Below are 24379 nucleotides of genomic sequence, written 5' to 3'. Positions count from 1 at the left end.
CTCCACAGTCACCTTTTCTGACCGATGCGCTCATCCATTGCACTTTCGGCATAGTGTCCAGCAACCAAACGCCGCTAGCGATTTCCAATGGAACCCGCACCCGACTGATCGCCTCGATGGCATGAATTACTCGGTGCCTTACCAGAGTTAATCGTTACTATTTGCCGTGAACAAATACTGCCTTTGCCTCTCACTGGCGATCCTCAACCTTATACGTCAACGACTGGATGCTGGAGTTTGCGGGACAAAGCATCCATTTCCTCCCATAATTTTTTCAGGTCTTGTGGTGTGTTAAAGGTGATAAGGGCTTGGTCAATTATTTTATTCAACTTTCGGATTGTGCTTTGGAGTGTTGACGAAGGTGGAATTTCTTTGCTCCCGAGTGCGGCCTGTGCCTCGCCATGCTCAGTTTGCTCACTGATGGATTCAGTCCTTGAGGTGACCGCAATAATCGTTTCCGAAATATGCTTGGAGGTGAGTTTACCCTCAGGAGCAGTTTGAATAGCTTTTTCCAACACCTCATCTCGCTTTTCTTCAGGAGCCTTCGCGAGAGCCTCGGCTTGCCGGGCATTCTCAATTTGTGAAGCATGTTTCACATTTTCAAGTTTCATGACCACTTCAGCCGCTTCGCAAAGCTGATACGCTCTCCGAGCAGTCATGTCCCATTTATCTTGTATATAATCCTCGAAGGTGGAATGCGTAGCCCGATATAGCCTTCTGTCGCTAATGGTCAAAACTGCCGAACCAACTTCGACGAAGGTTTTCATCCCCTCCTCGATCACAGCTTCGCATTCTGATAGCGTGGTTGTTTCTTCTGTAGTCAATGAATGTTTGCTTTGGATATTCATCTCAGAGTGTGTAAGGAGTTAAGAGGTGATTTCCCACCTGCTAAGTTCTGGCCTTTCGTTCTTTGTTTTCGATTCATATGGTTCTAATTCTTGGAACATTGAATTTTTAGTATCTTCAAGACCGGGCTGAATTTTATTGTTGCCGCGACAACATAGCGCACCTTTTTTTGAAGGCGGACATGGCAGGTGATTGAGAGGACGAAAGAAAAACAAACCCCAAACGATGCCAAACAAAAAATTTTTGATTTCCTGTTTGACAGGTTTTCATTTCACCTGGCCGATTGGGCTGGCATAGACTTCAACACAGGCGGTGATTTTCCAGGCAGCGAGTTTTACCTTTTCGGCCATCTTCTCCACACCTCGGGATGCAACACGCGGTATCCGCTTCAACACGGATCTTGCCAAGAAACCACGAGAATGTGTGGAATACCTAGTGGTCCACAAACTGGCTCACCTGCTGGAACCAACACACAACGCCCGGTTCCTCGCCCTTATGGACCGATTCATTCTCAAGTGGCAGTTCTACCGTGTGGTGCTGAATCGCCTGCCAGTGCGCCATGAGATATGGGAATTTTGATGGTTTCCCGTTGAGCATTGGGTCGCTCTCTTACTCGGCCAATGTCATAGATCCCGCTTCCTTTACTGAGTCAGACGTTATAGCAAACCATTTACCGGCCTTCTCTGGTGTTACCAACTCTCGGTAATTGCTGAATATCATCTGCGGAGAATTTCCAGCCTCCAGTGCCACCTTTGCCACGTCCTGCGCCTCGGCAACCCGGTAGCTGATGAACGAATGTCGCAAACCATTTTTCTTCCACTTCACCTTTGCATCAACCAGGGCGACCTCCAACAACTCGTAAAGATAGGTATGTAGGTAAGGCCAAATTTTGCCAGTGGATTTTGAGTAGGGTTTGAGCCACAACCTGAGATTCTCGGGGATGGGCACCAGTCTGCGCTGCTTGGTTTTACGAGCATCCTTTGCCTTCACCTCGATATACTTCCCGTCACCAACTCCAATTTGTTGCCAATCAAGACGGCAGATCTCAGAGCTTCTCAGGCCAGCAAATGCGCCAATCACAAGGAACGGAATGAGCTTTTCATCGGCGTGGGTCAGGATTGCCACCAGCTCTTCAGGAGTAAAGATCTTGATCTCCCCCTCTCCATCCTCGATGACTTCGATGCCTGATACCTCATCCCAGTCGAGTGGCAAATACTTCTTCCGCTTTGCCCACTTGAAGAACGAAACGATAGTTGCACGAAAGTTGTTTCGTGATCGAGGTGCCAAGTCCATTTTACCCAGGAACAACTGAATCTCCGGTTCGGTAACCATGGTCAGGTTGCAATGGAAAGCGTCTTTGAATTTGCCGAGCCTGTGGCTTAGGTCTTGGACATGCCGTTCAGACCTCCGTGCATCGGTCTTTGCTTTGATAAAATCATCCACCGCCTCAGCAACGGTCTTCACTTGAAGCTTACTTGGGTGGCGCTTGACATAATACCTCACGGCTTCTGGCATCGATACAGGGACACCGTCTCGCGCCCTTAATGCCTCGACAAATTCCATTACCGCGCTATCCAAGGACAGCCCGAATGGCTCCAGCGCATTGACTGCCCTGGTAAAAGCCAACCGCTCCGGCCCAGTGAGGGTCAAGGACTCTAAATTTCCATTGTTGACACTATCATTGATCTGGTGCGCCCGTTTCGTCGCTTTGTCGTAGCTCCCGAAGGTTTCAAGCTTGCGCCTGCCTTGGCTATAATAGCCTACCTTGAACTCGTCATACTCGCCGTTGCGGTGGCGGTAAATTTTCACGACTGAGTTTCCCTTTTTAATTACGACTGGGAAATCTGGATTCTTCATCTGTTATTTGAGTGGTTTGTTCGGAATTTGTTCGGAAAAACCGAGAAGACGAAGAACTGCCATAAAAGAATGGCGACCCTAACGGGAATCGAACCCGTGCCGCTGCCGTGAAAGGGCAGTGTCCTAACCGCTAGACGATAGGGTCGTCAACGGGCGCAGAAATATAATCGGCCCAAAGCCATTGTCACGCAAAAATATAATTATTTTTTGCCCTTTTGGCTAATGGTCAATGAAAGCTCGCTGTTTTGGCTTAAATTCCAATAAAATCCGCCAGTTTCTCCCTTGCTCACAAAGCGTCAGCAGGATCCGAACTGACCTCCCGCGTTCGGACGGAATTCTGATCAGCCAATGCGGTTTATACGCTTAAATGCCCAGTTAAGGGCGGAGGTCCACATCAGGTTGAATGCAAAAGCCAGGGCCAATCCGCAGAGCAACCCCACGGCTGCGCCAACAAATAATTGAAGGCCAAGCCCGCCATCCATCGCCGTCAGGGATCGAAGGAGGAAAGCTATGACCATACCACCAGCAATACCAAAAAATGCTCCAAGTTGCACAAAGAGTGCGCGAAACGCGGTCGCCGGATTTCGCCTCAACCATCCAATTAAAATCGAGCACGAAACGATGCCGAAACCAAGCAGGATCGCGGTCGCCAGGGAGGAAAGAATTACTGCAACTAAAACCAGGATAAGGAAAAGCGGGACCACGATCATTAATGGTAAAAAAAGAACACACTTTTAACCACATCAACCCGCCAATTGGAGCCACCAGCAAGGATGGTTTCCATCAGAGTCGAAAACCATTTTTAATGGTGGAAAGAAATTTGCTCTCGGAAGGAGATATCTGGCCATCGCTTTCGGTAATCTCATTTAGCAAATCGTAAACTCTCCTCTGCTGCTCTGGCGTGGTAAAATTCCGTGCCAGCTTGGAGGCACAGGAACGGGCGGCTTCCAGATTCTCAGAATGCGGCTGACACGTGTCACTGAGGCATCAAATTCCTTGTCACGGTCGTAGGGCGAATCCAACCCCATGGCAGTCAGTATCTGCTGGATGCGTGCGGCCTCAATGGAGGCCAGATTGCCATCCATATACATCGTAAGCACAACCAAATCCAGAAGCGCCTGGCGCTGCCCCGCTGTAAAGTCAGTAATGTCCATAAATTTGGAAGGAGCCGATGCTAGCTGAAAAAGTTTTGGCGCACAGCATCACGGCAACCCTGTTCGCTAGTAAGTTAAAATCGTCGATGAATTTTGTCGATAATAACAAAGCAGCCTAATTTGATCCGAAGGAAACAGGTTTTCGGAAGCGGTTTACGCTCGTAAACTTTTTTTATTGCCAACCGGCAACCATTCTCTAGAATAATCTACGAATGTAAGCAGCTGGGGCCGGTGGCAGATTGGGGGTGGCACCGGTCTCTGGCTCTCCTTTAGAACCTGGCAACCTGCTTTAGCTGGTTACTCACTTTTTATCTCTTGACAGTGGGACGCACCCTCGATTAACTACATTTTTCCACGGGAGATTGAAGAAATCATTATGAAAAAGACATGTCTGGGGTTCTTTTGCTCACTTAAACCATCAAGTAAACTCAATCACTTTGTCGCACAGACATTCCTATTGGTCTGGCTTCTTTTAGCGACAGCGTTTCCCGCCAGGGCTCAAGCACCTTCGCTGTCATGGTCAAATAATATAGGAGCACGGGCTTTTGCGTTGGATGGACTGAACAACGTGTATGCTTCAGCGGGCAATCAAATCATTGTATTGAATTCCGCAGGTGTGGCACAGTCGACAAACGTCATTTGTCCCTTGCCCGGCATTGTCAAACGGGATGCTGCCGGGAATCTGTATTTCGGTGGGAACTTCGACGGGACACAAAATTTTGGCGGCATCACTTTGACTGGGGGTTGCACGAATTGTGCCTTTGGCCACTATGGACCGGGTTGGCCCTCCTGTTATCTCGCAAAGTATTCAAGTGGTGGAACGCTCCAGTGGGTCACCTCCCTTGGCATCAATTCTTATAGCAACAGGGTGACGGACCTCGCACTGAACACCGATGGCTCGATCACTGTGGGATATGATGCCTCTGGAGTTGGGACGCTGGGCATGTTTTCTCCAACTGGATCCAACCTTTGGACGAAGGTATTGCCAGGAAGCAATCTCGGAGACAACATGTCCATGAAAGTGGGCAGTTTTGATGGGACCAGTGGCTCTTTTTTACAATATCGGTTCAGCGGATTTATAAGGGGAGGATTTTACGACAGTGCAGGCAATCTCACAACCTCCATTGCATTTCCACCTCCTGTCTGGGGCAGTCCTCTGACCGGTAATGCGGAACCATCAACTGGTCCCACGAATACAACCTACATTGCCGGATTATCCTCTGACACCTTGCTGCCGCAACTGCAAAAGTGGTCTACTGGCGGAAGTCTTGTCTGGACGCAATCGCTGGGAAGTATTGAACAATACATTCTTGGTGGAGACTCCGGTGGCAATCTATATCTCGCAGGCACCAACGGGTTGTTTTCCAAATACGACGCAAGTGGGAGCCTGCTCTGGTCCACCAATTATGGGACGGCGATCGAGGCCTTGCAGACGGATGGGGCTGGCAACGGCATTGTCTCATTCTCTAATGGAGCAGTGGCACGTTTTGGTGCCCCGCCTGTATCATCTGCCTATCAAGCTCCTGCGCTGGTGTGGACAACGGCTTTGGGAGCGAAACCATTTGCATTGGATGATCAGAACAACGTTTATGCTTCCATAAGTAATAAGATCATCGTCTTGAATGCTGCTGGCATACCGCAACAGACCAACAGTTATTGTCCTTTACCGGGAGTTGTGCAGCGGGATTCAGGTGGCAATTTTTATTATGGTGGCAGTTTTGATGGCACGCAGAATTTTGGAGGTATTACACTGGTTGGAGGTTGCCAGAATTGCTCGCTTGGACACTATGCACCAGGATGGCCCTCGTGTTACCTCGCGAAGTATTCCAGCAACGGCACTCTCCAATGGGCGACTGCTTTTTCGGTAAACAGCAGCTTTAATCGAGTGACAGATCTGGCGTTGAATCCGGATGGTACGATTACTGTTGGTTATGATACTTCCGGTCTTGCATCGCTTGCAATGTTTTCAGCAAGTGGTTCGAATATCTGGAGCAAGGGACTTATGAGCAGCAGCTTTGGCGATAGCATGGCGATGAAAGTCTCAACTTTCGACGGCCATTATGGAAGCTTTCTTGAAATTCGCTACTCTGGAAGCATGATTGGAGGTTTCTATGATGCAGCAGGCAACACTCCTTTTTACACTCTGGGGCCGCCTTTGCTGTGGGGCAGCTCTGCGTGCACCAATGCAGTAGCCGTTTCCGGCCCCACGAACACAGCCTTCCTGGCGAGCCTGGCTTTGGAAACGGCACAACCACAACTTCAAAAACTTTCCACCAACGGAGTCATAATTTGGATGCAGCCGATAGGAGGAATGGAGCAATTCATTGTCGGAGCGGACGCTGCTGCCAATCTATACCTCTCAGCCACAAATGGATTATTTTCAAAATATGATGCCAATGGGAACTTTATGTGGTCGACCAATTATGGAGCTGTAGTCACGTCAATGCTGCTGGATAATTTGGGCAGTGGCATCCTTTCGTTCGCCAACGGCTCATTTTCCCGCTTTGGCACGAGTGGAACCAGACCTCAGTTGGTAGCAACCAGAAACCCCAATTCTTCAGGATTTCATTTTAGGATCGTTGGCAACCCGCAGTCTGTCTTTCAAATTTTTGAGAGCACCGATCTGAGCCATTGGGATAGTCTGAGCTCAGTTACAAATGTTTCCGGTCAATTTGATTTTGCGGATACAAACAGTACCAGCCAGGTCAGGAAATTTTACAAAGCAGTTCTGGTGCAGTAATCAGTCCGTGGCAGTTTAGCTCTCGTGAAGTCATGGAGCCGTTTTATGCGGCTCCTTTTCTTTTAATCAGGCATTGCTTCCCCTGCTCCCTCGCGTATTAATGTTTCAGCACACCTTAAATTTATGGCGACGATTGCAATTCTAGGGACGATGGACACCAAAGGCGAGGAGCATGCCTTTGTGGCGGAGTTGATTCGTCAACGCGGCCATAAGACGCTCATCGTTGATGTGGGAACGCTGGGGGATCCTTTCGTTAAGCCTGATGTAACACGGTTTGAAGTTGCTCAGGCAGCGGGGATAGATTTGCCAGCTTTGGTTGCAAAGAAGGATCGAGGGGAAGCTGTTGCCGCCATGTCGAAAGGAGCGGCAGCAATCATGGAGCGATTGGTGGCAGAGCGGAAGGTGGATGGCGTGATTTCTTTGGGAGGTGGAGGAGGAACGGCGATCGGAACAGCAGCGATGCGGGCTTTGCCGATTGGTTTTCCGAAGTTGATGGTTTCGACCCTGGCCAGCGGGAACACGGCCCAATACTTGGGCGTGAAGGACATTGTGATGATACCGAGCATCGTGGACGTGGCGGGCTTAAACCGGATTTCACGGCAGATCTTGACCCGGGCAGCAGGTGCGATTTGCGGGATGGTGGAGTCGGTGCCCGAGGCGTCAGGGGCGTCAGAAGATAAGCCGATCATCGCAGCCAGCATGTTTGGCAACACGACGGATTGTGTGCAGGCAGCGAAGAAGATTTTGGAAGCAGCTGGTTATGAAGTGCTCGTGTTTCATGCGACAGGTGTGGGCGGCAGGACGATGGAGTCCTTGATCGAAACCGGCCTCGTTGCCGGTGTATTGGATATTACGACAACGGAATGGGCGGATGAATTGGTGGGCGGATTTCTAACAGCCGGCCCAACCCGACTGGAAGCAGCGGCGAGGCATGGTGTGCCAGCAATCGTAACACCCGGATGTCTGGACATGGTGAATTTTCACGGGCCAGAGACGGTGCCAGCGAAGTTTAACGGACGAAATTTCTATCAGCACAATCCACAGGTAACGTTGATGCGGACAACACCCGAGGAGTGTATGCAACTCGGCAAAATCATTGCGGAGAAACTGAACATGTCAAAAGGGCCGGTGACGTTTCTTTTTCCAGCGAAGGCGGTCAGTGTCATCAGTGCACCAGGACAGCGGTTCCATGACCCGACTGCAGACAAGGCGTTGCTTGATGCCGTGAGAGCGAATCTGCGCAAAGATATCGAGGTCACGGAATTGGATTGCGCGATTAACGATCCGGAATTTGCCGAGGCTTGTGCGAAGACTCTCTTAAAGAATATTGCGAAGCAAAATAGACCTTGATAAACACTCAGGGCAGGACTTGCGCCCTGCCCTGTGGAGATTGATTTGGCTGCGGGTTGACGCCGCTTAGATGTGGATGGCCGTGCCGAAAGCCTGGCCGGTGGCTTCGTGGATCGCCTCACTCAGTGTCGGATGAGCGTGAATGGTGGCTTCAATTTCTTCATGAGTGGCCTCAAGAGTAATAGCCAGGCCAAGTTCAGCGATCATTTCAGTGGCTTCAGGGCCAATGATGTGTGCACCCAGAATCTCACCATGCGGTTCGCCAATGATCAGCTTCACAAAACCTTCCACCTCACCGATGGCGCGGGCTTTACCGCTGGCCATGAAGGGGAATTTCCCAACCTTGAACTTGAGTCCCTTTTCCTTCGCGGCACGCTCGGTGAGCCCGACGCTGGCCACCTGGGGATTGCAATAGGTGCAGCCTGGGAAGTTGATCACTTTCTTTGGCTTATGATCCATGAACATGCCTTCGACAGCCTGGATGGCTTCGTAGCTGGCGACATGTGCGAGCCAGGGAGGTCCAATGATGTCCCCTGCCCCGTATACACCGGAAATGCTGGTCTGATAACGCTCGTCGATTTGAATGTAACCGCGGTCGGTTAACTTGACCTGCGCACCACCAGGGAGCAATGGCTGCACGCCGATGGCGACGAGGCAGACCTCAGCTTCCAAGGTTTCGTTCTTTTTGCCTTCGACCGTGATCTTGACACCTTTATCGCTCGCTTCGGTTTTTACAACTTTGGTGCCAGTCAGCACTTCAATGCCTTGTTTCGCGAAAGCTTTTTCCAAAGTCTGTGACACTTCCGTGTCTTCAACTGGCAAAATGTTCGGCAACATTTCTACGATCGTAACCTTGGTGCCGAAAGCATTAAAGAAATAGGCGAACTCAACACCAATGGCCCCTGCTCCAATAATGATGATGCTTTTTGGCTGCTTCTCGATCACCATCGCTTCGCGGCTGCTGATCACGGTCTTGCCGTTGAAGGGCAGTCCGGGCATGGGCCGTGCCACCACACCAGTGGAGAGAAGAATCTTGGGTGCTTCGAGCTTCTGCGTCTTGCCGTCCGCCCCTTTGACCGTCACAACGCCAGCCTTGTCGAGGGAAGCTTCGCCCTTGATATAATCGATTTTGTTCTTCTTAAAAAGATACTCGATACCGGCAGCGTTTTTGTCCGCAACGTCGCGCGAGCGCTTGATGATTTTAGTCCAGTCGTAACTCAGGTTGTCGAAGCTAAATCCAAACTCAGCGGCACGATGTTTCATCAGGTGAAACAACTCAGCGTTGCGCAGGAGTGATTTGGTCGGAATGCAACCCCAGTTCAAGCAAGTGCCACCAGCACGTTCTTTTTCAACACAGGCGACTTTCTTTCCGAGTTGCCCGGCCCGAATCGCACCGACATAACCCGCAGGGCCACCGCCCACTACAATAAGATCGTAAGAAGCCATAAAAATCAGAGCAGCATGGTCACCGGGTTTTCAAGAATCTGGCGCAACTCGGCGAGGTATTGAGCACCAATGGCGCCATCTACCACCCGATGATCCGCACTGAGACCAACCGACATCCGTTGGCCAACCACAATCTGGTCCTTGTCATTCACCACTGGCTTTTTAACGATGGCGCCGACGGAAAGAATCATGGCCTGCGGAGGATTGATGATCGCAGAAAAGTTTTCGATGCCATAGCTGCCGAGGTTCGACACAGTGATCGTGCCGCCTTGATATTCATCCGGCTTGAGTTTTTTGGTGCGGGCGCGGGTGGCCAAATCTTTTACTATTTCGTTGATCTCGCGGAGTGATTTTTTCTGTGCTTCGCGAATTACAGGAGTCACCAGGCCATCATCAATGGCCACGGCAACAGCCATATTGATGTTGGCATATTGCACAACGGCATCGCCGGCGAATGAAGCATTCACTGCAGGCACGCGGACAGCGGCCATGATGGCGGCCTTGAGAACGAAATCATTGACCGTCAGTTTTGCCTGGCCGGATTTCTCAGCAAGCGTGTTGATCTGGCCGCGCGTGCGCATGAGTTCCTCGGCATTTACCTCGATGTGGAGATAGAAATGAGGAATCTGCGTTTTGCTTTGCAGCAGGCGTTCGGCGATGACTTTGCGCATGCCGGTGAGTGGGATGCGTTTATCGGCCAAGGTTGGTGCCGGAACTGCAATCGGAGCCGGCGCAGCAGATTTGGGCGCAGGGGCGGAGGCAGATGCACCTTCCACGTCTTTTGCAACGACCCTTCCGCCAGGGCCGGAGCCTTGGAGACTTGAAATATCGACACCTTTGGAAGTGGCAATTTTCTTGGCCAGTGGAGAGGCTTTTACGCGGCTACCACTCACTGCTTGTGGTTTGGCAGCAGGTTGAGGTGCGATAACAGCGGCTTTGGTCGCTTCGACCTTGGCCTTCTCGGCTACCGGCGCACCATTTGCCTTGGCAGGAGCTTTTTCACCGGCTGTGCCAATCATGGCGAGCTTTTGACCAATGGCCGCTTTTTCACCGGGCTGCACATAAATTTCATTGAGGACGCCTTCCTCGAATGATTCCATTTCCATCACGGCCTTGTCGGTTTCGATTTCGGCGAGGATATCGCCAACTTCCACGGTATCACCAACGGCTTTGCGCCACTTGACCACGGTACCCTCGGTCATGGTGTCGCTCAATTTAGGCATTTCAACGTACGCCGACATAAAAGAATTCGCTTTCTAAATGGATTGGGAATCAGGAAAGGCTCAGGACCTTTTCGACCACACGTTCAACCGTGGGCAATTGTTGCTTCTCGAGCGGCGGACTGTAAATCGCCGGGGCATCGAGCGTGCAAACACGCAGCACCGGAGCATCCAGATCATCGAAGGCCTTCTCCTGAATCAAGGTCGCAATCTGGGAACTGACAGCGCAGAAGGGACGGTTTTCGTCGACCAGCACGGCGCGATGAGTTTTGCGCACTGATTTCAAGATGGCTTCCTCGTCCAACGGACGGATCGAGCGAAGATCCACCACTTCGGCTTTGATACCGTGTTCGGCTTCGAGAACTTCGGCTGCCTTCAGGCAGGTGAGAACGGCGCGACCGTGAGCGATTAAGGAAATATCCGTGCCTTCACGCTTTACATCCGCCACGCCGAGCGGAATCACGTATTCCTCTTCCGGCACTTCCCAGGTTTCACCGTAAAGGAGAGTATTCTCCATTACGAAAACCGGGTCGTTGTCACGAATGGCAGCCTTCATCAGGCCCTTGGCATCGTAAGCGGTCGCCGGGCAAACCACTTTCACGCCAGGATTGTTCGCGAGAATATTTTCCGGTGTGTGGGAGTGCGTCGCACCGACGTTGGTGCCGCCGTTGGCCGGGCCACGAATGACGATGGGGCAGTTAATCAAACCACCGGACATGTAACGAACGCAACCGGCGTTATTGATGATTTGGTCGTAAGCCACGAAGGCAAAACTCCAGAACATTAATTCCATGACGGGACGAATGCCGAGCATCGAAGCCCCCACACCCATGCCGATGAAGCCAGCTTCACTGATCGGGGTATCAACCACGCGCTTGTCGCCAAAGCGTTCCCAGAGACCTTCAGTGACTTTATAGGCGCCATTATACTGCGCGACTTCTTCACCGATGATCACCACGTTTTCATCGCGCATGATTTCTTCGGCGAGCGCATCGTTCAAAGCCTTGCGATAAGTGATCTTCGGCATACAGGAGGGAGCAAACTGAATTAATCGTTGAAAAAGTGCTTGCCGGTTTTGCCAGCCAGAGTTTGATTATCGACCTCGTAATAAACATCCGAGAAAATGTCCTGCACGTTTGGCAGCGGGCTTTCCTGGGCGAATTGCGCGGCAGCAGAAGCTTCGGCTTTCGCCTCGGCATCAATTTTCTCGGCGTCCTCAATGGTCAGGATGCCATCTTCAATCAACCGCTTTTGGAAAAGCCGAACTGGATCGTGCATTTTCTGGTATCTCTCGATTTCGGCTGGATCGCGATATTTCTTCGCATTCGCATCGGCAACGGAATGACCGTAGTAACGGTAGGTGTCGATTTCGAGAACGGTGGGACGAGATTCGTTATGGGCGCGTTCGATGGCTTTCCAGGTTTTCGCGCGAATTTCGTAAATGTCCTCGCCGTTGATGCGGTCCCATTCCATATCGTAGCCTTCGGCACGAGCAGCGAGACAATCCTTGAAGGAAGAAGAACGTCCCAGGCTGGTGCCCATGGAATATTGGTTGTTTTCGATGATGTAGATCACCGGAAGGCTCCAGAGCGCCGCGAGATTCAAAGATTCATGATACGCTCCCTGGTTCACGGCACCATCACCGAGATAGCAGAGGCAGGAGCCTTTGAGACCTTTGAACTTGACGGCGTAAGCCAGGCCCAGGCCGAGCGGGGTTTGACCGCCAACAATGCCGTGACCGCCCCAGTAATTCTTATCTGGAGCGAAGAAATGCATGGAACCACCCTTGCCTTTGGAACAACCGGTGGCCTTGCCGAAAAGTTCAGCCATACACTCGTTCATGGACATGCCAACTGCGAGGGCGTGGCCGTGATTGCGGTACGCAGTGATAACGTGGTCGTTGTCACCACAGAGAGAAATAGTCCCCACGGCGACGGATTCCTGGCCGATGTATAGGTGAAGGAAACCGCCCATGTCGCCGCCGGTTTGGTAGTACTTGAGAGCAGTCTGCTCGAAGCGGCGGATGCGCAGCATTTCCCGCAGCAAATCAATTTTCTGAGCCGGTTTCAACTTGCGGTTGACTTCGGCATCAGCAAAGGTTCGTTTTTCAGCAAGAGTTTCCATTGAACTAATTAGTTACGCCTTAAAGACATCTATTTGACCTTACCAAAAAAAGAAATCAAAGCAAAACGTGGCCTAATTTTCAGGCCAAATTTTACCCTGCTCCCGTTCTGGATGACCCCAGCCACCTGCCCACCCGATGACATAGTGTGTAGTAAAATGATTTATAACTGAAATACATCTTTTAATAGTCTGTGATTCTCTTTAAGAATAAGACATGCAATTTCGGCAGATAGAATGTTTTCTGGCAGTGGCGGAAGAATTACATTTTTCCCGGGCGGCCAAGCGCCTGCATCTATCCCAACCTCCTTTAAGTAAGCATATCCGCCAGTTAGAGCAAGAGCTGGGGGTGCAGTTATTCATTCGAAACCGGCGTTCCGTGGTGCAAACCGAGGCGGGAAGAATTTATCAGGAGAAGGTGCGGAACGTGCTATACCAGTTGGAGGAGGCCAAACTAGCGGCTCAACGGGCGCAAGCTGGTCAGACCGGTGAGTTAAAGATTGGGTTCCTAAGCGCATTGTTTTACGATTTTATCCCTCCTCTATTGATGCGATTCCGGCGGAGATTTCCCGATGTACAGGTAACGCTTTTGGAGATGGTGGCAGCGAAGCAGTTTGAAGCGGTCAGCGATGGCAAGGTGGACGTGGCCTTTCCCGGGCTGCCTCCGGACAAACCGGGCCTGGAAATCAGTTCGAGAATTCTGCGGAAAGACAAATGGTATGCCTGTTTTCATTCCGAGCATCCCCTCGCCCAACAGGAAAAGGTGTGGTTGGAGGAAGTGCGGAGGGAAAGTTTTGTGTTCATTCAACGGGCAGTCTCACCGGCGCTGGACGATGCCTTGTTGGAGATGTTCCGCCAGGTGAATTATACGCCGAGAGTGGCGCAGACAGCATCGCGCGCGCAGAGCCTGCTGAGTTTGATCGCGGCGGGTGTCGGGATTTCCATCTTTCCGGGAGCGGTCAGTGCCCTGCCTTCGGCCGGACTGGTGTTTCGACCATTGAAGGACAAATTGGCGCCGTATGAACATTCGATCATTTGGAACGGGTCAAACACGTCGCCGGTATTGGCGGAGTTTTTGAAAGAGCCGGCATTGCAGGGGGTGGGGTAAATGATGAGTCGTGCCAAGGCTGGAAAAGCCGATTGGCGGGTGCAGCCATACTCGGCATCTGTGCGATCAAAGCCGGGGAAAAGTGTTAAGGGTTAAAAAACCAGCTTTTCAAAAAGAGTAATCAACCCGTACCCGACGCCGGGGATAAGCAAAGCTTGAACTGCAGAATCCTTTATCCAGGAGGTGTAGGAGCCCATGCTGACGCTGCTAATCTCTTCAATCAAATGTCGAACCTTTTCAGCATAATTGGTGGCCTGCAGCGTCTGCCTGTGCCCCGTTTCATCCACCACCGTCCACGTATGGGGTTTGTGTGAAGCTTCCATGGATTTGAGTTCAATCTTCTGAAGATCTGCAACGGCCGCTTTCCGCACTTGAGCCGCTGCGCGGCGGATCAGAAATGCGCAAAGAAAAACGATGATCGCATTCAGCCCAAAAATGATCGACATGGGAAGAGGCCAGGTCCAGTTATCGAAAAACTTGTTGCGGGCGATCCACATTATGGAGAGGACAATGAAGGGAAATTTAAACAGCTTTCCAATCGCCTTGGTGTGGAGACCAACAAATTCAACATCCAGGTAACCCGGAAGATGGTCTGGATCCATGTGACGGTCCTCAGCATAGCTTTTCAGGATTTTGTCCGGCCATGTGGTTTTTTGTTCGCTGAGACAAGTAATGAATCGCTCCGTCAGCCGGGTTGCGTCGACAACGTAGAATGCCAAAAAGGAATAGCCTAAGATCGACGAGACGAGCATAAGCCGGTCAACCAACGCACTGACGTGACCGCGGGAGGGCACATTCGGAAATCCAAATATGAGAAAAACGCCGAAGCCCAGGAGCAGGTAGCTAATGCAGGTAGGAATAATCCGGCAGAGTCGGTTGGATAGTTTTCCGCGTATTAAAAATGCTTCATACAACTTTTGCGCATCGACGTTTCCATCGGGTTTTGGCCAGAAGTTAATACTACAGTCAGTGCGCCACTTTTTTAGACTCGTAAATGATGCACTTTTGCACCAGGAACGCAGTGCATCAAACAGACACTTGCAGCTTTCAGCCAAATTGCGCTTTGTTGAGACAGATGCGGGTGACTCAGAATGAGCAAAGTACTTGTCCCGAAGTTTCAGCCGGTGGCGCTTGTAAAGGAACCACGACCGAACTACGAAGAGAAATGATAGCACGCCAGCCACCAACCGCAGGATTTCGGTCGGCCAGATGCTGACTCCCTCATTGAATTTGATGGGTTCGGCATCGGGTTGGCCGCGTTGAACCCATGCCACCCACATAATCCCCATGATGAAAACCATGCCCATCAGCAGAATTACTGACGTCCAGAATGACATCCTCCTTTCGATTGCTACCAGTCGAAACTCCAGAGAGGTTGTGTTGGTGGTCGGGGTGTTCGGGGTTTGCGAGGCGATGGTGGTGTTCATCTGTGCGGTTGCGACAGCCGATGCCACTCTCATGGGCAAAAGAGATCGCACGAAAAGATGGAGTCGCTGGAAAACAAGGTGATAGTGGTCAGCAAGAAATCTCGATACTGATCTGAGCAAAGCCAAAGTCCCAATCGCACCGATCAGTATCATGGCGAAACCCCAAATTTTACGAGGACTGATATCCAGATTCTGGAACAGGTCGTCATGTACCGCCCGGCCCGCACAGCCCAGTTCCACCGCACGGGTTCTTCCCACTTCAAACATTCTGATTGGCCCTTTGCGAGCAGAAGGTTCTCCCAGTGCGTTCAAGCAGGCGGTAAATACGGCGGTTTGGTAGCAATCTCGAAAGGGTGTGACTCGGGGTATCGCAGGTTTCAGGCTACAATCCGGCTGCAAACCATAGGAGGATGCCACAATCAAATTACGAGTGATCGGATTCTGCTCCGGATCGAGATAACGAGCATCCAGATCGGTGGTAAAGAATACCGCATCTCCAAAAGATGCCCGAAGAGCCTGCAGAAGAATCAATTTATCATATATGTCGCTCCCCAGAACTCCTATGGCTCTGATCTTTTTTCCGCCCTTTTTGAGCAACTCGTTTTTGAGTTCCAACTCCTTGGTTAAGCGGCGTGCGTAGTCGAACTGGGATTCTCCTTCAGATTTGGCGTATTCATCCAGACTTCGGATGGCCCTGGGATTCGCGGGCGCCGATCCGGCATTTTTGGATTCCGCTGGTTTGGATTCCGTTTTTGCAAGAGTGCCATCCAGGCCGCGCAAGTAAGCGAAACGAAGAAAATTTGTGGGCCATTTATCGACTTTCAGAAGAAATTTAGAGAGCGCGCAAACCGGAGGGCTGTTGGTATCTGATGCCATTCCAGCAAAGCAAATTGGGAGCGAGCGTCCGTATGAAGTATCTGTTTCGGAAATCAGCACTATGTGGTCACCCGAGTCGGGAGTGGTATCAACGCCCCTGAATACCAACTCCTGAACGAGCTGACGGGAAAGTTCCTCATCAGTGACAATCAGATTGGTAAAGGCACCATTCCTGCCGAGGTTTGCGCAAATCGCTTGTTCGATTTTGGCACGGCTTGAATTGGTGCAGTAATTTATGGTGCCGCGAGGCATTATCAAGGCATCCGGGGCGGTGGCTTCGGAGGAGTAAATTACAAAATTCGTCAATAATACCCGGAACGGCTGAACATTCGTATCCAGCACCATTCTCGCAAGGGTATCTGATGATCTGGGGCCGATGAGCTTTATCTGGGTGGAGTTCGTGGCAGGAAGGTTCAATTTTTCAAAAAGCCTGGCGAAACGGGTTAGCGGGTAATCAGCAAATTCTTCTTCTTTCAACCAGAGTACCAAAATTGCGCTCTTGTTTGTATTCAGATCATCAGCAAGGAACCATTCGAAAGGGATGAGAAGCTTCCCGCCCTCATCTGATTTTGAGGTGTCCTTCTGCGGATCTGCAGTGGAATTATTGGTTGCAAACAGCCTGGCTCCAACCGGCCAACCGACGGAGGCAAGGCCTAGATGGCTTCGATCGTTGGGCTTATAATTTTCGCTGGCGAGAGCAGTTTGCACTGCATATCGCAGGCGCAATCGGACTTCCACGTCCTCGGGATACGAAAAACCTTCGACCATCACAGCCATCACCGAGCAGTTATACTTTTGATCGATAAAATTTTGGATTTGGCTTCCCATGATGCTCCACTCGGTGAGATCCTGCGGTGAAGCCTTCAGAGACTCACCAAGTGGATCCTGCCATAACCTGGAAGAAAATTTCTGATCGCCGATCAGAGAAGAAACCGCGTCCCCTCCTCCTGCAGGCCGTGAACTGGATAACCTTGGCTCAAACTCTATGTAAGTAAATATGGCCGCCACGAAAGTGAAGAGCAACGTCCAGACTCCTGCATTGAATCCTTTGTTATCTTCCATAGTTCAAAATGGGCTGCCATCAAGGAGCATGGATAAGGCGTGATGGAACGTTTCAACGGCTGAACAGCCAACAGAATTCCTTGGTGAAGCGTGGAATAGCTTCTTCTAAACACCATCCAATGAATCGTCAAGATCAAAACGCCACGTGTGGTGAACAACAGTGTAGTCACCAAAGGGGGGAATGGAGCTTATCGCTGCCTAATCTAAATGACAGAGGGTGGACAGCCTTCGAAAATGGCAATCCAAATCCAACCAAAGAATTCGAGAACTATCTTAACGCTTTTTAGCTAATTGGGAGGAAAAGATTCGAGTAATTCAGCAAGGCACAGGACCCACCGAAGTCGAACAAAAGCAACGCTGTCCATTGGAGTTGCAGAGATTTCCTGCCAGGCAAATGTCATTTGACCTCCGCCAGGCGCCGTCAGATCTCCTACTTCTTGATTCGATAAAAGATCGCCGGATTGGTATTGGCTATGTTCGTGATGGACTGGAAACCGTTCGTCATCGTGTAGCTAAGCAATGGATTCCAAATCACTGTGCCTGAGAGATTGGTCGAGTATTGCAGGACGTAATTCGTCCCGGCCTGGCCATAGACCATTAATGATCTGACGTTGTTGACTCGCTTTGCCTCGATGATGGGCGGGTCAGCAATCAGTGGATGGGTCCAATAAAATAAGTTGGGAGTGGTCGAGTTTATGCCGGTAATGAACTGAAACGAATTTGTAAGTGGGACTCGCGCAAGCAAATTCCAGTTGATGGGAAAATTAAGGTTGGCCGCATAATCCACCTCGTAGGCTGTCCATGGCGTCCCATACAAAATCATGGATGGCAGGCCACCAATCGTCGGTCCTACATCAAGAATCGGGTCGGAAGCAGTAAATTCGTAAGCGCGCAGGAACATGGAAGTTTTGCTGCCATCCAGGCCTGTAAAGACCTCTGAAAGATTTGTCATGGGCACGCGCATCAAATATGTCCAGGCCGGGGGGTTCACAATGTTCGTGCAATATTGGATTTGGTAACTCGCTCCAGGTTTTCCATAAAGTGTCAGATTGCGTGAGCGATTTGCTCCCAATGAAGTCTCGAGTAATGGCTCATTGCCAATGACAACCATTCTACCATCTTGCAAAAGGATATTGCTGGTTACCGAGGAATCGACGTTGCGTGCTTGAACGGATCGTGGTGAAAGCTGGATGAAGGCCGAAGGCTGATTTGAGGCAGTTACAAAATTGAATTGAGCAATCTGTTGATCGCCTTGAAAGGTCTGTCCGGAAACAGCGGACATATTGACTTGAATCCGATTTGAGGCGGTCACCTGCAAGGTTGCTGAACCCAGGGAGGGCGAAAGGGGTTGCAAGGTCATGTTGCTAAAACGATTCGTGGCCAGGTCCATGGTAAAGCTGAAGTTGGTCACACTACTGGCATTGAGCTCAATGGGAATGCTGACAGTGTCTCCAGCCCGCAAAAGAGCGCTCCCAATTTTCAACGATAAAAATTGATTGTAATTAAACAGATTGTCCTGACCGACGCCAAATTCCGGGGTGAAATACAGGCTGTAAGTCTGCGCTGCAGAACCTTGGGAGGAATTTAGAAACTTAACTGCAAACTCCTGGTTTCCCATCGGAGAAAAGTTGGTGCCACCAATGCTTGCAAGCAAATCGCTGACATTGAAGTAAACTTGATTGTTCGCCACCCCATCTCCCGCCACCGCCGCCAGGATGCTGGGAGAATTTGAATTTGAAAGTGTTACGATGAGCCCTGACGGATCAAAGCCCGGCAGATTAATCACCAACTGTTTTGATTGCGTGACAAACCCATTTTCCAGCGCCGTGGTTACCGCAGGCAGGGCGCCTGAATTCGGATAAACCACCGTCTGCTGGCTGTTGGTGTCTGTAACCTGGATCCGGTAGTAATAAGTGGTATTGGGCAGACAGCCTGAAACCCGCACGTGCAATACACCCATGCTTAGACTTTTCTGCCTCAACATTGATTGATTCAATCGCCGCTGGTAGGTATTGGTGTATGAAGGGTCGCCCGTGTGCAAAGGAAAAAGTTCAATTCCCACCTGCCCGCTTAAGTTCGTTGCTCCTCCACTATCGGCAAAAACGGAAACGGTGGGAATTATGGATGCGGAGGAACTTAGCCAGACCAACGAGAAGCTGCTGGGCGTAATATTTACTGCCGTCACGTTCGTGATGCTTACCGCCTGGATGGAACTCGAAAAGGCGAATAACAGCGCGAAAGCAAACAGTCGCGCTTTGAACATCCGACTCTTCGTTTGAGATGATTTTGGTTTTTCCGGGAACATGAAATTATTTGGTTGTCGCGGGATTGGCGTTGGGCTTCTTAAAAAGGAACCCGGAACTGCTGCGCTGAAGTCCGGATTGACCTTTACGGGTAATGATTTCCTCACCACCCGCGAGAATCACATAGCGCTGAATGCCATTTGCCTTCAAGGTTCGGGCCATGCTTTGTGCACTGCCATCGCCATTATCAATCAGCACCATCAACGACGGTGTTGCCGGGGCTTTTGCTGATTTCTGCGGTTGCGTCGCTTTGAAGGGTGTTTGCGTCACCGGGAGACCGGGAAATTCCTTGCCCAGGTCACTGAGTGCTGTTGCTGAAGCGGCGTTGGTTCCACCTAAAGCCGTTCGCGCTGCCGTCGGCTGTTTGCGCAAATCCACTAGCACGACGTCCTCATTCGTCACGTTCTTCAACTGCGCATAGGTGATATAATTCAACGCTTCCGGCTGCAAACCTTTGTCCCTTGTCGTCGCTGATTGCGTGGCTTCCCACGCGATATAGCCGCCATCCAGCTTCTCAGCGGTGATACCTGGCTTAGTATTCAAAGTCACAGTGGCGCTCTCCGCCGAATCGTGACCCAGGCCCTCTCCACAGACAATCACCTGCCCCAATGGCGGCAATTTCTTATCCGCACACAGCGAAGCTGGAACATTGATGGCATTGGGAATATGACCTTGCGTGAATGCGATCGGTGACCGCACATCGATGATGGTCAGCTTGTCACTTTTGGCGAGCCGGGCTTGCAACTCCGCCACCGTGATGCCACTGACATTGCAGGCAACCATCGTAAACAGGCCCAGCCAGGCCAGTGGTTGCATATTCATTTTATTAAACTTCATACTTTTACTGCGGTTGAAATTGATTCACCGGATTTACCACGTCCACCATAAGGACAGCCACTCCTGGAATGCTGAAATCATTGCCGATCAGCCCACCATTTTTAGCTTCCGCCACCATCCATCGTCCGGATTGCGAATCCAACATGCGGACCGACCGCGCGTTGTTCAATCCTAGTTGGCGCAGCAGTTGGTAGGCACTGTAAGAGCTCGGGAATCGCGTATAACTGAAGACATTGATACCCGTTGCCAGGTTCAGAGTCGGACTGCTGTTCACGCCGAGATCCAGCACGCGTTGACTGTCAAATTTCACCCAGAGGAAAGTTCCGGGCACCAGAGAAAAGTTAGGTCCGGTTGCAATCCCATTTGTCAGGACGACTGTCTCACTCGTGACTTGTGGGACCAGGGCTGTGTAATGCGTAATTTGCAAAACTCCCTGTGCTTTCCAGGCATTCAACAACCCGTAGGCGTTCTGGGCGTAGGCCACCATCGCATCCGTCACGGCAATGGCATTTTGATTTTGGAACACCGGTTGCAACGTCGGCAAATCGGCGGCCACGATCCGCGACTGATTGGTCACGGTCTCCTGCCAGATGGCCCGACCACCCGCCAGCGCCGGACGATCCTTTAACGAAGCCGTCCTGGTCACTGGCACAGCTCGCAAACTGGGCAGATGAATCAGGCGGGCGTTGCCCGTCTGCGCTCCCAATGAATCCTCTTCACACACCAGCCATGGACCATCAAGGTAAGGCCGTGTTTCATTTTCAGCCGTGCTGGTGATTTGGATTTCTCGATTCCGCAATAAATCAAAGCCATAAATATCAACTTCACCGTTCCGGTTGTCCTGCCAGACAATCCAGTTGTCGAATATTGCCGGATGATATTGGCCGAACGAGTTGGTGGTCATCCGTCGCAACTGATTTCCTTCGAGGTTGCGGAAATAGATTTCACCGGGGCCTACATCACGGAAATCCTGCCACACCACCCTGCCCGCCTGAATCTCAGGGTCAAGTTCATCCTGCGTCGAAGGAGCGACGGCAAATTTTTGAGCCGCCAGCAAGTTATACGCGGAGAGCTGCCAGGGTGCGGTCGAACTGCTCGTGGGTCGGCTCTGGTAAACGACCCATGGCCAATCGATGCTCGGATTGATTTCATCTTGCGTCGAGGTCGCGGTGACCGCCTGCGCCGGCGTGCCACTGTTTAGATCCTTGACGTAAATATCCCAATTGCCATTCGGCTGACGCGCCTGCCACACCACATAACGCCCATCAGTCTTCGGATTTTCCTGGCTGAGCAAACCAGTGGTAAGTTTCAAAATGCTGCTGTTGCTGCTGCCCAAGTCTTGAGCGTAGATTTGCCAGTAACCATCGCTTTGATCCTCCCACACCGCCCAGCGTCCTCGTGCATGGGGATTCTTCGGCCCACGCACCACATCCGCCAGCACGGTGCGATTGCCGGAGAGTTCGCCGATTTGTGCCAGACGGGTTGTAAAATTGGTCCGCCCGAGTAAATCAACCAGGGCGATGCGAACGCTGTACCAACCAGGAGGCATGATCGTGCCGTTCGTATTCCGTCCATCCCAGCTATAAGTATTTAATCCCCCGCCAATATTCGCCAGCGTGACGCTTTTCACCAGGGGCAGCGTGGACAGGTCATAGCCATAAAGCGGGTTGATAAACCAGGAAACAGTGGTCGCATTATTGGTCAGTTGATAATTGCCTGCAATCTTGCCAATCACGGAAACGACTTGTTGTGTGCCGCTGATATTCGTGAACGTAAGGGCACTCGCAACGTTGGTCTCGGCCCGATAATATCCATTGTTAATCGTCCAACGATACGCGGTAACGCCTGCTCCGCCCACGGACAACTCCGCCGACGTGTTGCGCGTCGGAGTAGCCGGTGCACCAGCGATGAAGGTTGCGGGAGCAGTTGCACTAATGACCCAGCTCACACTCGCGGCATTGCTGGCGTTCAGGTAACTTCCGTATTGGGAGCGGCCCAAGACCGCAACCGTATTCGTTCCCGCCGGCAGGCTGGAAAGATTCAGCGGTGCCCCGACTGCTTGTTCACTGCTCCAGGCGCCACCATTGAGGCTGTAAATATAGTAGTCAACGTTGTCCCCACCAATGAGCAGCGAAGCCGTGGTATTCGCCGTGGGCGAGGACGGAACTCCGCCAACCGTCGCCCACGCTGCGACGCCCTGGAAAATATCCAATTGAGCATTCACTGCCGTCGGATTAGGCAAGGCTTGGAATGAAATCGGCACCGTCCCAGGCCGGATCGAGGAGGCATCCCCGGCTGCGAATAGCGGCTGCGATGGGAGATTCACATTGGCAAAGTCCAATGATTGAGCTCCGGAAACCACCAACGTCGCGGTATGATTGGTCTCCTGATTGTTGCTGGTATCCTTGGCATAATAAACGATCGGGTATTCCCCCGGGTTGCTCAGGCTGAAAGGCAGGGCTGGCAGGAAGGGACCGTTGGTAATGCTGTAGTAAATGCTGACCGGACTTTGGTCATCCGAAATGAAATACATCTGTGTGTCTGGCGTGATATAATATTTGCCACCGCTGAACGTGGATGAACCTGCGAAACCAAGCGTGGTCACCGGAGGAGTCGTATCGGTTGCGATGTTCGCATAGGTGACGGTATAAGTATAGGTGTTCAAGTCCACCAAATCCAAAATATTCAGATACGTAAGCTTGTTATTGCTCTGGTCGTAACGAATGTTTGTCCAGACGTTATTGGGATTGAGTATCTTCCCGTCGGAACGAACCACGCTGCCAATCGGCAGCTTCGCCTGGCCGGGATCGGCCAGCCGAATGAATCCCCACCCTTGCTTATCGGCCGTCAGCGTAATTTGAAAAGGATTGCCTGCAGTGGTAATCGCCACATTGGTGAGGGTATTTACCGGCAGAATATTTCCCTCACTTTCGTAAATGGCATCCGGAATCATGTTGCCCAAAGGGTCCAAAGTTCCACTGCTGTCCGCCAGGAAGTCCTTGACCGAATCTCGTCCCGGTTGATCGTTCAATACTTCGTGCAGGATCAAATAGGCATTCAATGATTTGATGATCGAGGTATCCAAGCCACCCAGTTCCGTGGAATGTGTATAGGAAGCCTTGAATTCAATAAATTCACCAGAAAGCGACGTGATCATGTCCCAGGCTCCCTTTTTGGTCTGACCGGGCAAAAGGTCACCCAGATTCACCACGAGATTTGCATTGGCGAGCGCTGAGTCATTGATGCGTGATCCCAGCAATTGCGCAATGATCAACAAATTCTGTTTGTTCTCAACAATCTTGGGTTGTTGCGAATTAATGACCAGGCTGTGCGCCACGCCATAGCCTGAGTTCTTCACCAACACACCCAGTGTGAAAGGAATCGGGCTCTCGACCTGCGGTGTGAACGGATCATCGCCCACCACGTCACGGGGCTGGAAGTAGGTAATCTCCAACTGCGGTTCCGGTTTCACGTAGATGGGAGCGGGATAGGCTTTCAACACTTCGGGCGGAATCTCCAGCCCGCGCAATTTGCCGCTCAAGGTCGCTCCTACATTATAACGGATGCCGTTCGGGTCGGTTCCACCGGCACTGATCTTCGGAATGATAAACCAGGTGATGCGCGCTTTCTGCGTCGGCCCGATTACCCCGGTGCCATTCACACTCTGAATGTTTTCCACTGTTGGAGGCTGAACGAAAAACAGACTCGAGGCATCGTTGACCACACCATTAGTGGAAAATTGCGGATTCTCGAAAGTCAGATTTGCAGAAAAATCCGTGATGGGATCATTGCCGTCATTATCAGTAATCTCCAGCGTCGCCTGGAATCCCACTCGTTCCAGCGTTAACTCCTGGTTGATCACGATCTTGATCAGGGCGCAAAGTCCTTGTTGTTGTTGCTGGCTGAAACCGTTAAGAGGCAGGCAAAGCAAACCCAGGCTCAAAAGGAACCTCCAGGCCTTTGCCGGCATCGTTCTGGTTTGTGATTGTTTAGACATCATCTTAATTGCAGTAAATCGTTTTAATGAGGTTG

At 51.2% G+C, this 24379-nt stretch carries 15 protein-coding genes, 1 tRNA gene and 1 pseudogene; 4 read left to right on the top strand and 13 right to left on the bottom strand.

Features of this window, described 5'->3' with window-relative positions; translation table 11 throughout:
* Positions 1-209: 209 nt before the first annotated feature.
* A complete protein-coding gene (locus CFLAV_RS31510) occupies positions 210-848 on the bottom strand; it encodes a hypothetical protein (RefSeq protein WP_007412613.1) in 639 nt (212 codons plus the stop codon).
* Positions 849-1227: 379 nt separating this feature from the next.
* Here CFLAV_RS31510 and CFLAV_RS37505 point away from each other — a divergent pair.
* Positions 1228-1425 (top strand): annotated as a pseudogene (locus tag CFLAV_RS37505) (M48 metallopeptidase family protein); the annotation flags it as partial.
* A gap of 30 nt (positions 1426-1455) precedes the next feature.
* Here CFLAV_RS37505 and CFLAV_RS00525 read toward each other — a convergent pair.
* The 4 genes from CFLAV_RS00525 to CFLAV_RS36275 form a co-directional block, all read right to left on the bottom strand.
* Complete coding sequence (locus CFLAV_RS00525) at positions 1456-2703, bottom strand: tyrosine-type recombinase/integrase (RefSeq protein WP_007412611.1); 1248 nt, start codon at positions 2701-2703, stop codon at positions 1456-1458.
* 70 nt (positions 2704-2773) lie between these two features.
* Positions 2774-2848: transfer RNA gene (locus CFLAV_RS00520), tRNA-Glu, on the bottom strand.
* Positions 2849-3044: 196 nt separating this feature from the next.
* Positions 3045-3407 carry a hypothetical protein gene (locus tag CFLAV_RS00515; protein ID WP_160164435.1) on the bottom strand — a complete coding sequence of 121 codons (363 nt, stop codon included), beginning with the start codon at positions 3405-3407 and terminating at the stop codon, positions 3045-3047.
* 162 nt (positions 3408-3569) lie between these two features.
* Positions 3570-3857 carry a hypothetical protein gene (locus tag CFLAV_RS36275; RefSeq protein ID WP_007412609.1) on the bottom strand — a complete coding sequence of 96 codons (288 nt, stop codon included), beginning with the start codon at positions 3855-3857 and terminating at the stop codon, positions 3570-3572.
* 376 nt (positions 3858-4233) lie between these two features.
* On the opposite strand from CFLAV_RS36275, the gene CFLAV_RS00505 reads away from it, so the two are divergent.
* Together CFLAV_RS00505 and CFLAV_RS00500 are read left to right on the top strand one after the other, a co-directional pair.
* Positions 4234-6597 (top strand): hypothetical protein, encoded by a 2364-nt coding sequence (locus tag CFLAV_RS00505; protein WP_007412608.1) that lies wholly within the window; start codon positions 4234-4236, stop codon positions 6595-6597.
* A gap of 123 nt (positions 6598-6720) precedes the next feature.
* On the top strand, positions 6721-7947 hold the full coding sequence (locus CFLAV_RS00500; RefSeq protein ID WP_007412607.1) for a Tm-1-like ATP-binding domain-containing protein: 1227 nt from the start codon (positions 6721-6723) through the stop codon (positions 7945-7947).
* A gap of 66 nt (positions 7948-8013) precedes the next feature.
* On the opposite strand, the gene lpdA is transcribed toward CFLAV_RS00500, so the two are convergent.
* Genes lpdA through pdhA form a run of 4 tightly spaced genes read right to left on the bottom strand, consistent with a single transcriptional unit; the run spans position 8014 to position 12737 of the window.
* The gene (lpdA, locus tag CFLAV_RS00495; RefSeq protein ID WP_007412606.1) at positions 8014-9393 is read right to left on the bottom strand and encodes a dihydrolipoyl dehydrogenase; all 1380 of its coding nucleotides are present in this window, start codon (positions 9391-9393) and stop codon (positions 8014-8016) included.
* A 5-nt stretch (positions 9394-9398) separates the two neighbouring features.
* Positions 9399-10634 carry a dihydrolipoamide acetyltransferase family protein gene (locus tag CFLAV_RS00490; protein WP_007412605.1) on the bottom strand — a complete coding sequence of 412 codons (1236 nt, stop codon included), beginning with the start codon at positions 10632-10634 and terminating at the stop codon, positions 9399-9401.
* 31 nt (positions 10635-10665) lie between these two features.
* Complete coding sequence (locus CFLAV_RS00485) at positions 10666-11640, bottom strand: alpha-ketoacid dehydrogenase subunit beta (protein ID WP_007412604.1); 975 nt, start codon at positions 11638-11640, stop codon at positions 10666-10668.
* A gap of 20 nt (positions 11641-11660) precedes the next feature.
* Positions 11661-12737: a pyruvate dehydrogenase (acetyl-transferring) E1 component subunit alpha gene (gene pdhA / locus CFLAV_RS00480; RefSeq protein ID WP_007412603.1), complete on the bottom strand. Its 1077-nt coding sequence runs from the start codon at positions 12735-12737 to the stop codon at positions 11661-11663.
* 214 nt (positions 12738-12951) lie between these two features.
* Here pdhA and CFLAV_RS00475 point away from each other — a divergent pair, with 214 nt between their 5' ends.
* The gene (locus CFLAV_RS00475) at positions 12952-13842 is read left to right on the top strand and encodes a LysR family transcriptional regulator (protein ID WP_007412602.1); all 891 of its coding nucleotides are present in this window, start codon (positions 12952-12954) and stop codon (positions 13840-13842) included.
* 92 nt (positions 13843-13934) lie between these two features.
* On the opposite strand, the gene CFLAV_RS00470 is transcribed toward CFLAV_RS00475, so the two are convergent.
* From CFLAV_RS00470 to CFLAV_RS00455, 4 genes are all read right to left on the bottom strand, one after another.
* Positions 13935-17207 carry a hypothetical protein gene (locus CFLAV_RS00470; RefSeq protein WP_007412601.1) on the bottom strand — a complete coding sequence of 1091 codons (3273 nt, stop codon included), beginning with the start codon at positions 17205-17207 and terminating at the stop codon, positions 13935-13937.
* A 430-nt stretch (positions 17208-17637) separates the two neighbouring features.
* Positions 17638-19512, bottom strand: coding sequence for a hypothetical protein (locus tag CFLAV_RS00465; RefSeq protein ID WP_007412600.1), 1875 nt, complete (start codon positions 19510-19512; stop codon positions 17638-17640).
* Between the two features lie 4 nt (positions 19513-19516).
* A complete protein-coding gene (locus CFLAV_RS00460; protein WP_160164434.1) occupies positions 19517-20332 on the bottom strand; it encodes a rhodanese-like domain-containing protein in 816 nt (271 codons plus the stop codon).
* 19 nt (positions 20333-20351) lie between these two features.
* Entirely contained in the window at positions 20352-24347 is a 3996-nt protein-coding gene (locus CFLAV_RS00455; RefSeq protein WP_237712342.1) for a hypothetical protein, read from the bottom strand.
* Positions 24348-24379 lie beyond the last annotated feature (32 nt).

Source organism: Pedosphaera parvula Ellin514, assembly GCF_000172555.1.
Lineage (GTDB): Bacteria > Verrucomicrobiota > Verrucomicrobiia > Limisphaerales > Pedosphaeraceae > Pedosphaera.
Note: the sequence above shows the minus strand (reverse complement) of the source record. Positions and strands in the feature narration are given on the sequence as shown.

Coding starts and splice junctions, on each gene's coding strand:
- CFLAV_RS00460 (WP_160164434.1), bottom strand. CDS start 20,332: ATGAATATGCAACCACTGGCCTGGCTGGGCCTGTTTACGATGGTTGCC.
- CFLAV_RS36275 (WP_007412609.1), bottom strand. CDS start 3,857: ATGGACATTACTGACTTTACAGCGGGGCAGCGCCAGGCGCTTCTGGAT.
- CFLAV_RS00455 (WP_237712342.1), bottom strand. CDS start 24,347: ATGATGTCTAAACAATCACAAACCAGAACGATGCCGGCAAAGGCCTGG.
- CFLAV_RS00525 (WP_007412611.1), bottom strand. CDS start 2,703: ATGAAGAATCCAGATTTCCCAGTCGTAATTAAAAAGGGAAACTCAGTC.
- CFLAV_RS00470 (WP_007412601.1), bottom strand. CDS start 17,207: ATGGAAGATAACAAAGGATTCAATGCAGGAGTCTGGACGTTGCTCTTC.
- lpdA (WP_007412606.1), bottom strand. CDS start 9,393: ATGGCTTCTTACGATCTTATTGTAGTGGGCGGTGGCCCTGCGGGTTAT.
- CFLAV_RS00465 (WP_007412600.1), bottom strand. CDS start 19,512: ATGTTCCCGGAAAAACCAAAATCATCTCAAACGAAGAGTCGGATGTTC.
- CFLAV_RS31510 (WP_007412613.1), bottom strand. CDS start 848: ATGAATATCCAAAGCAAACATTCATTGACTACAGAAGAAACAACCACG.
- CFLAV_RS00505 (WP_007412608.1), top strand. CDS start 4,234: ATGAAAAAGACATGTCTGGGGTTCTTTTGCTCACTTAAACCATCAAGT.
- pdhA (WP_007412603.1), bottom strand. CDS start 12,737: ATGGAAACTCTTGCTGAAAAACGAACCTTTGCTGATGCCGAAGTCAAC.
- CFLAV_RS00485 (WP_007412604.1), bottom strand. CDS start 11,640: ATGCCGAAGATCACTTATCGCAAGGCTTTGAACGATGCGCTCGCCGAA.
- CFLAV_RS00500 (WP_007412607.1), top strand. CDS start 6,721: ATGGCGACGATTGCAATTCTAGGGACGATGGACACCAAAGGCGAGGAG.
- CFLAV_RS00490 (WP_007412605.1), bottom strand. CDS start 10,634: ATGTCGGCGTACGTTGAAATGCCTAAATTGAGCGACACCATGACCGAG.
- CFLAV_RS00475 (WP_007412602.1), top strand. CDS start 12,952: ATGCAATTTCGGCAGATAGAATGTTTTCTGGCAGTGGCGGAAGAATTA.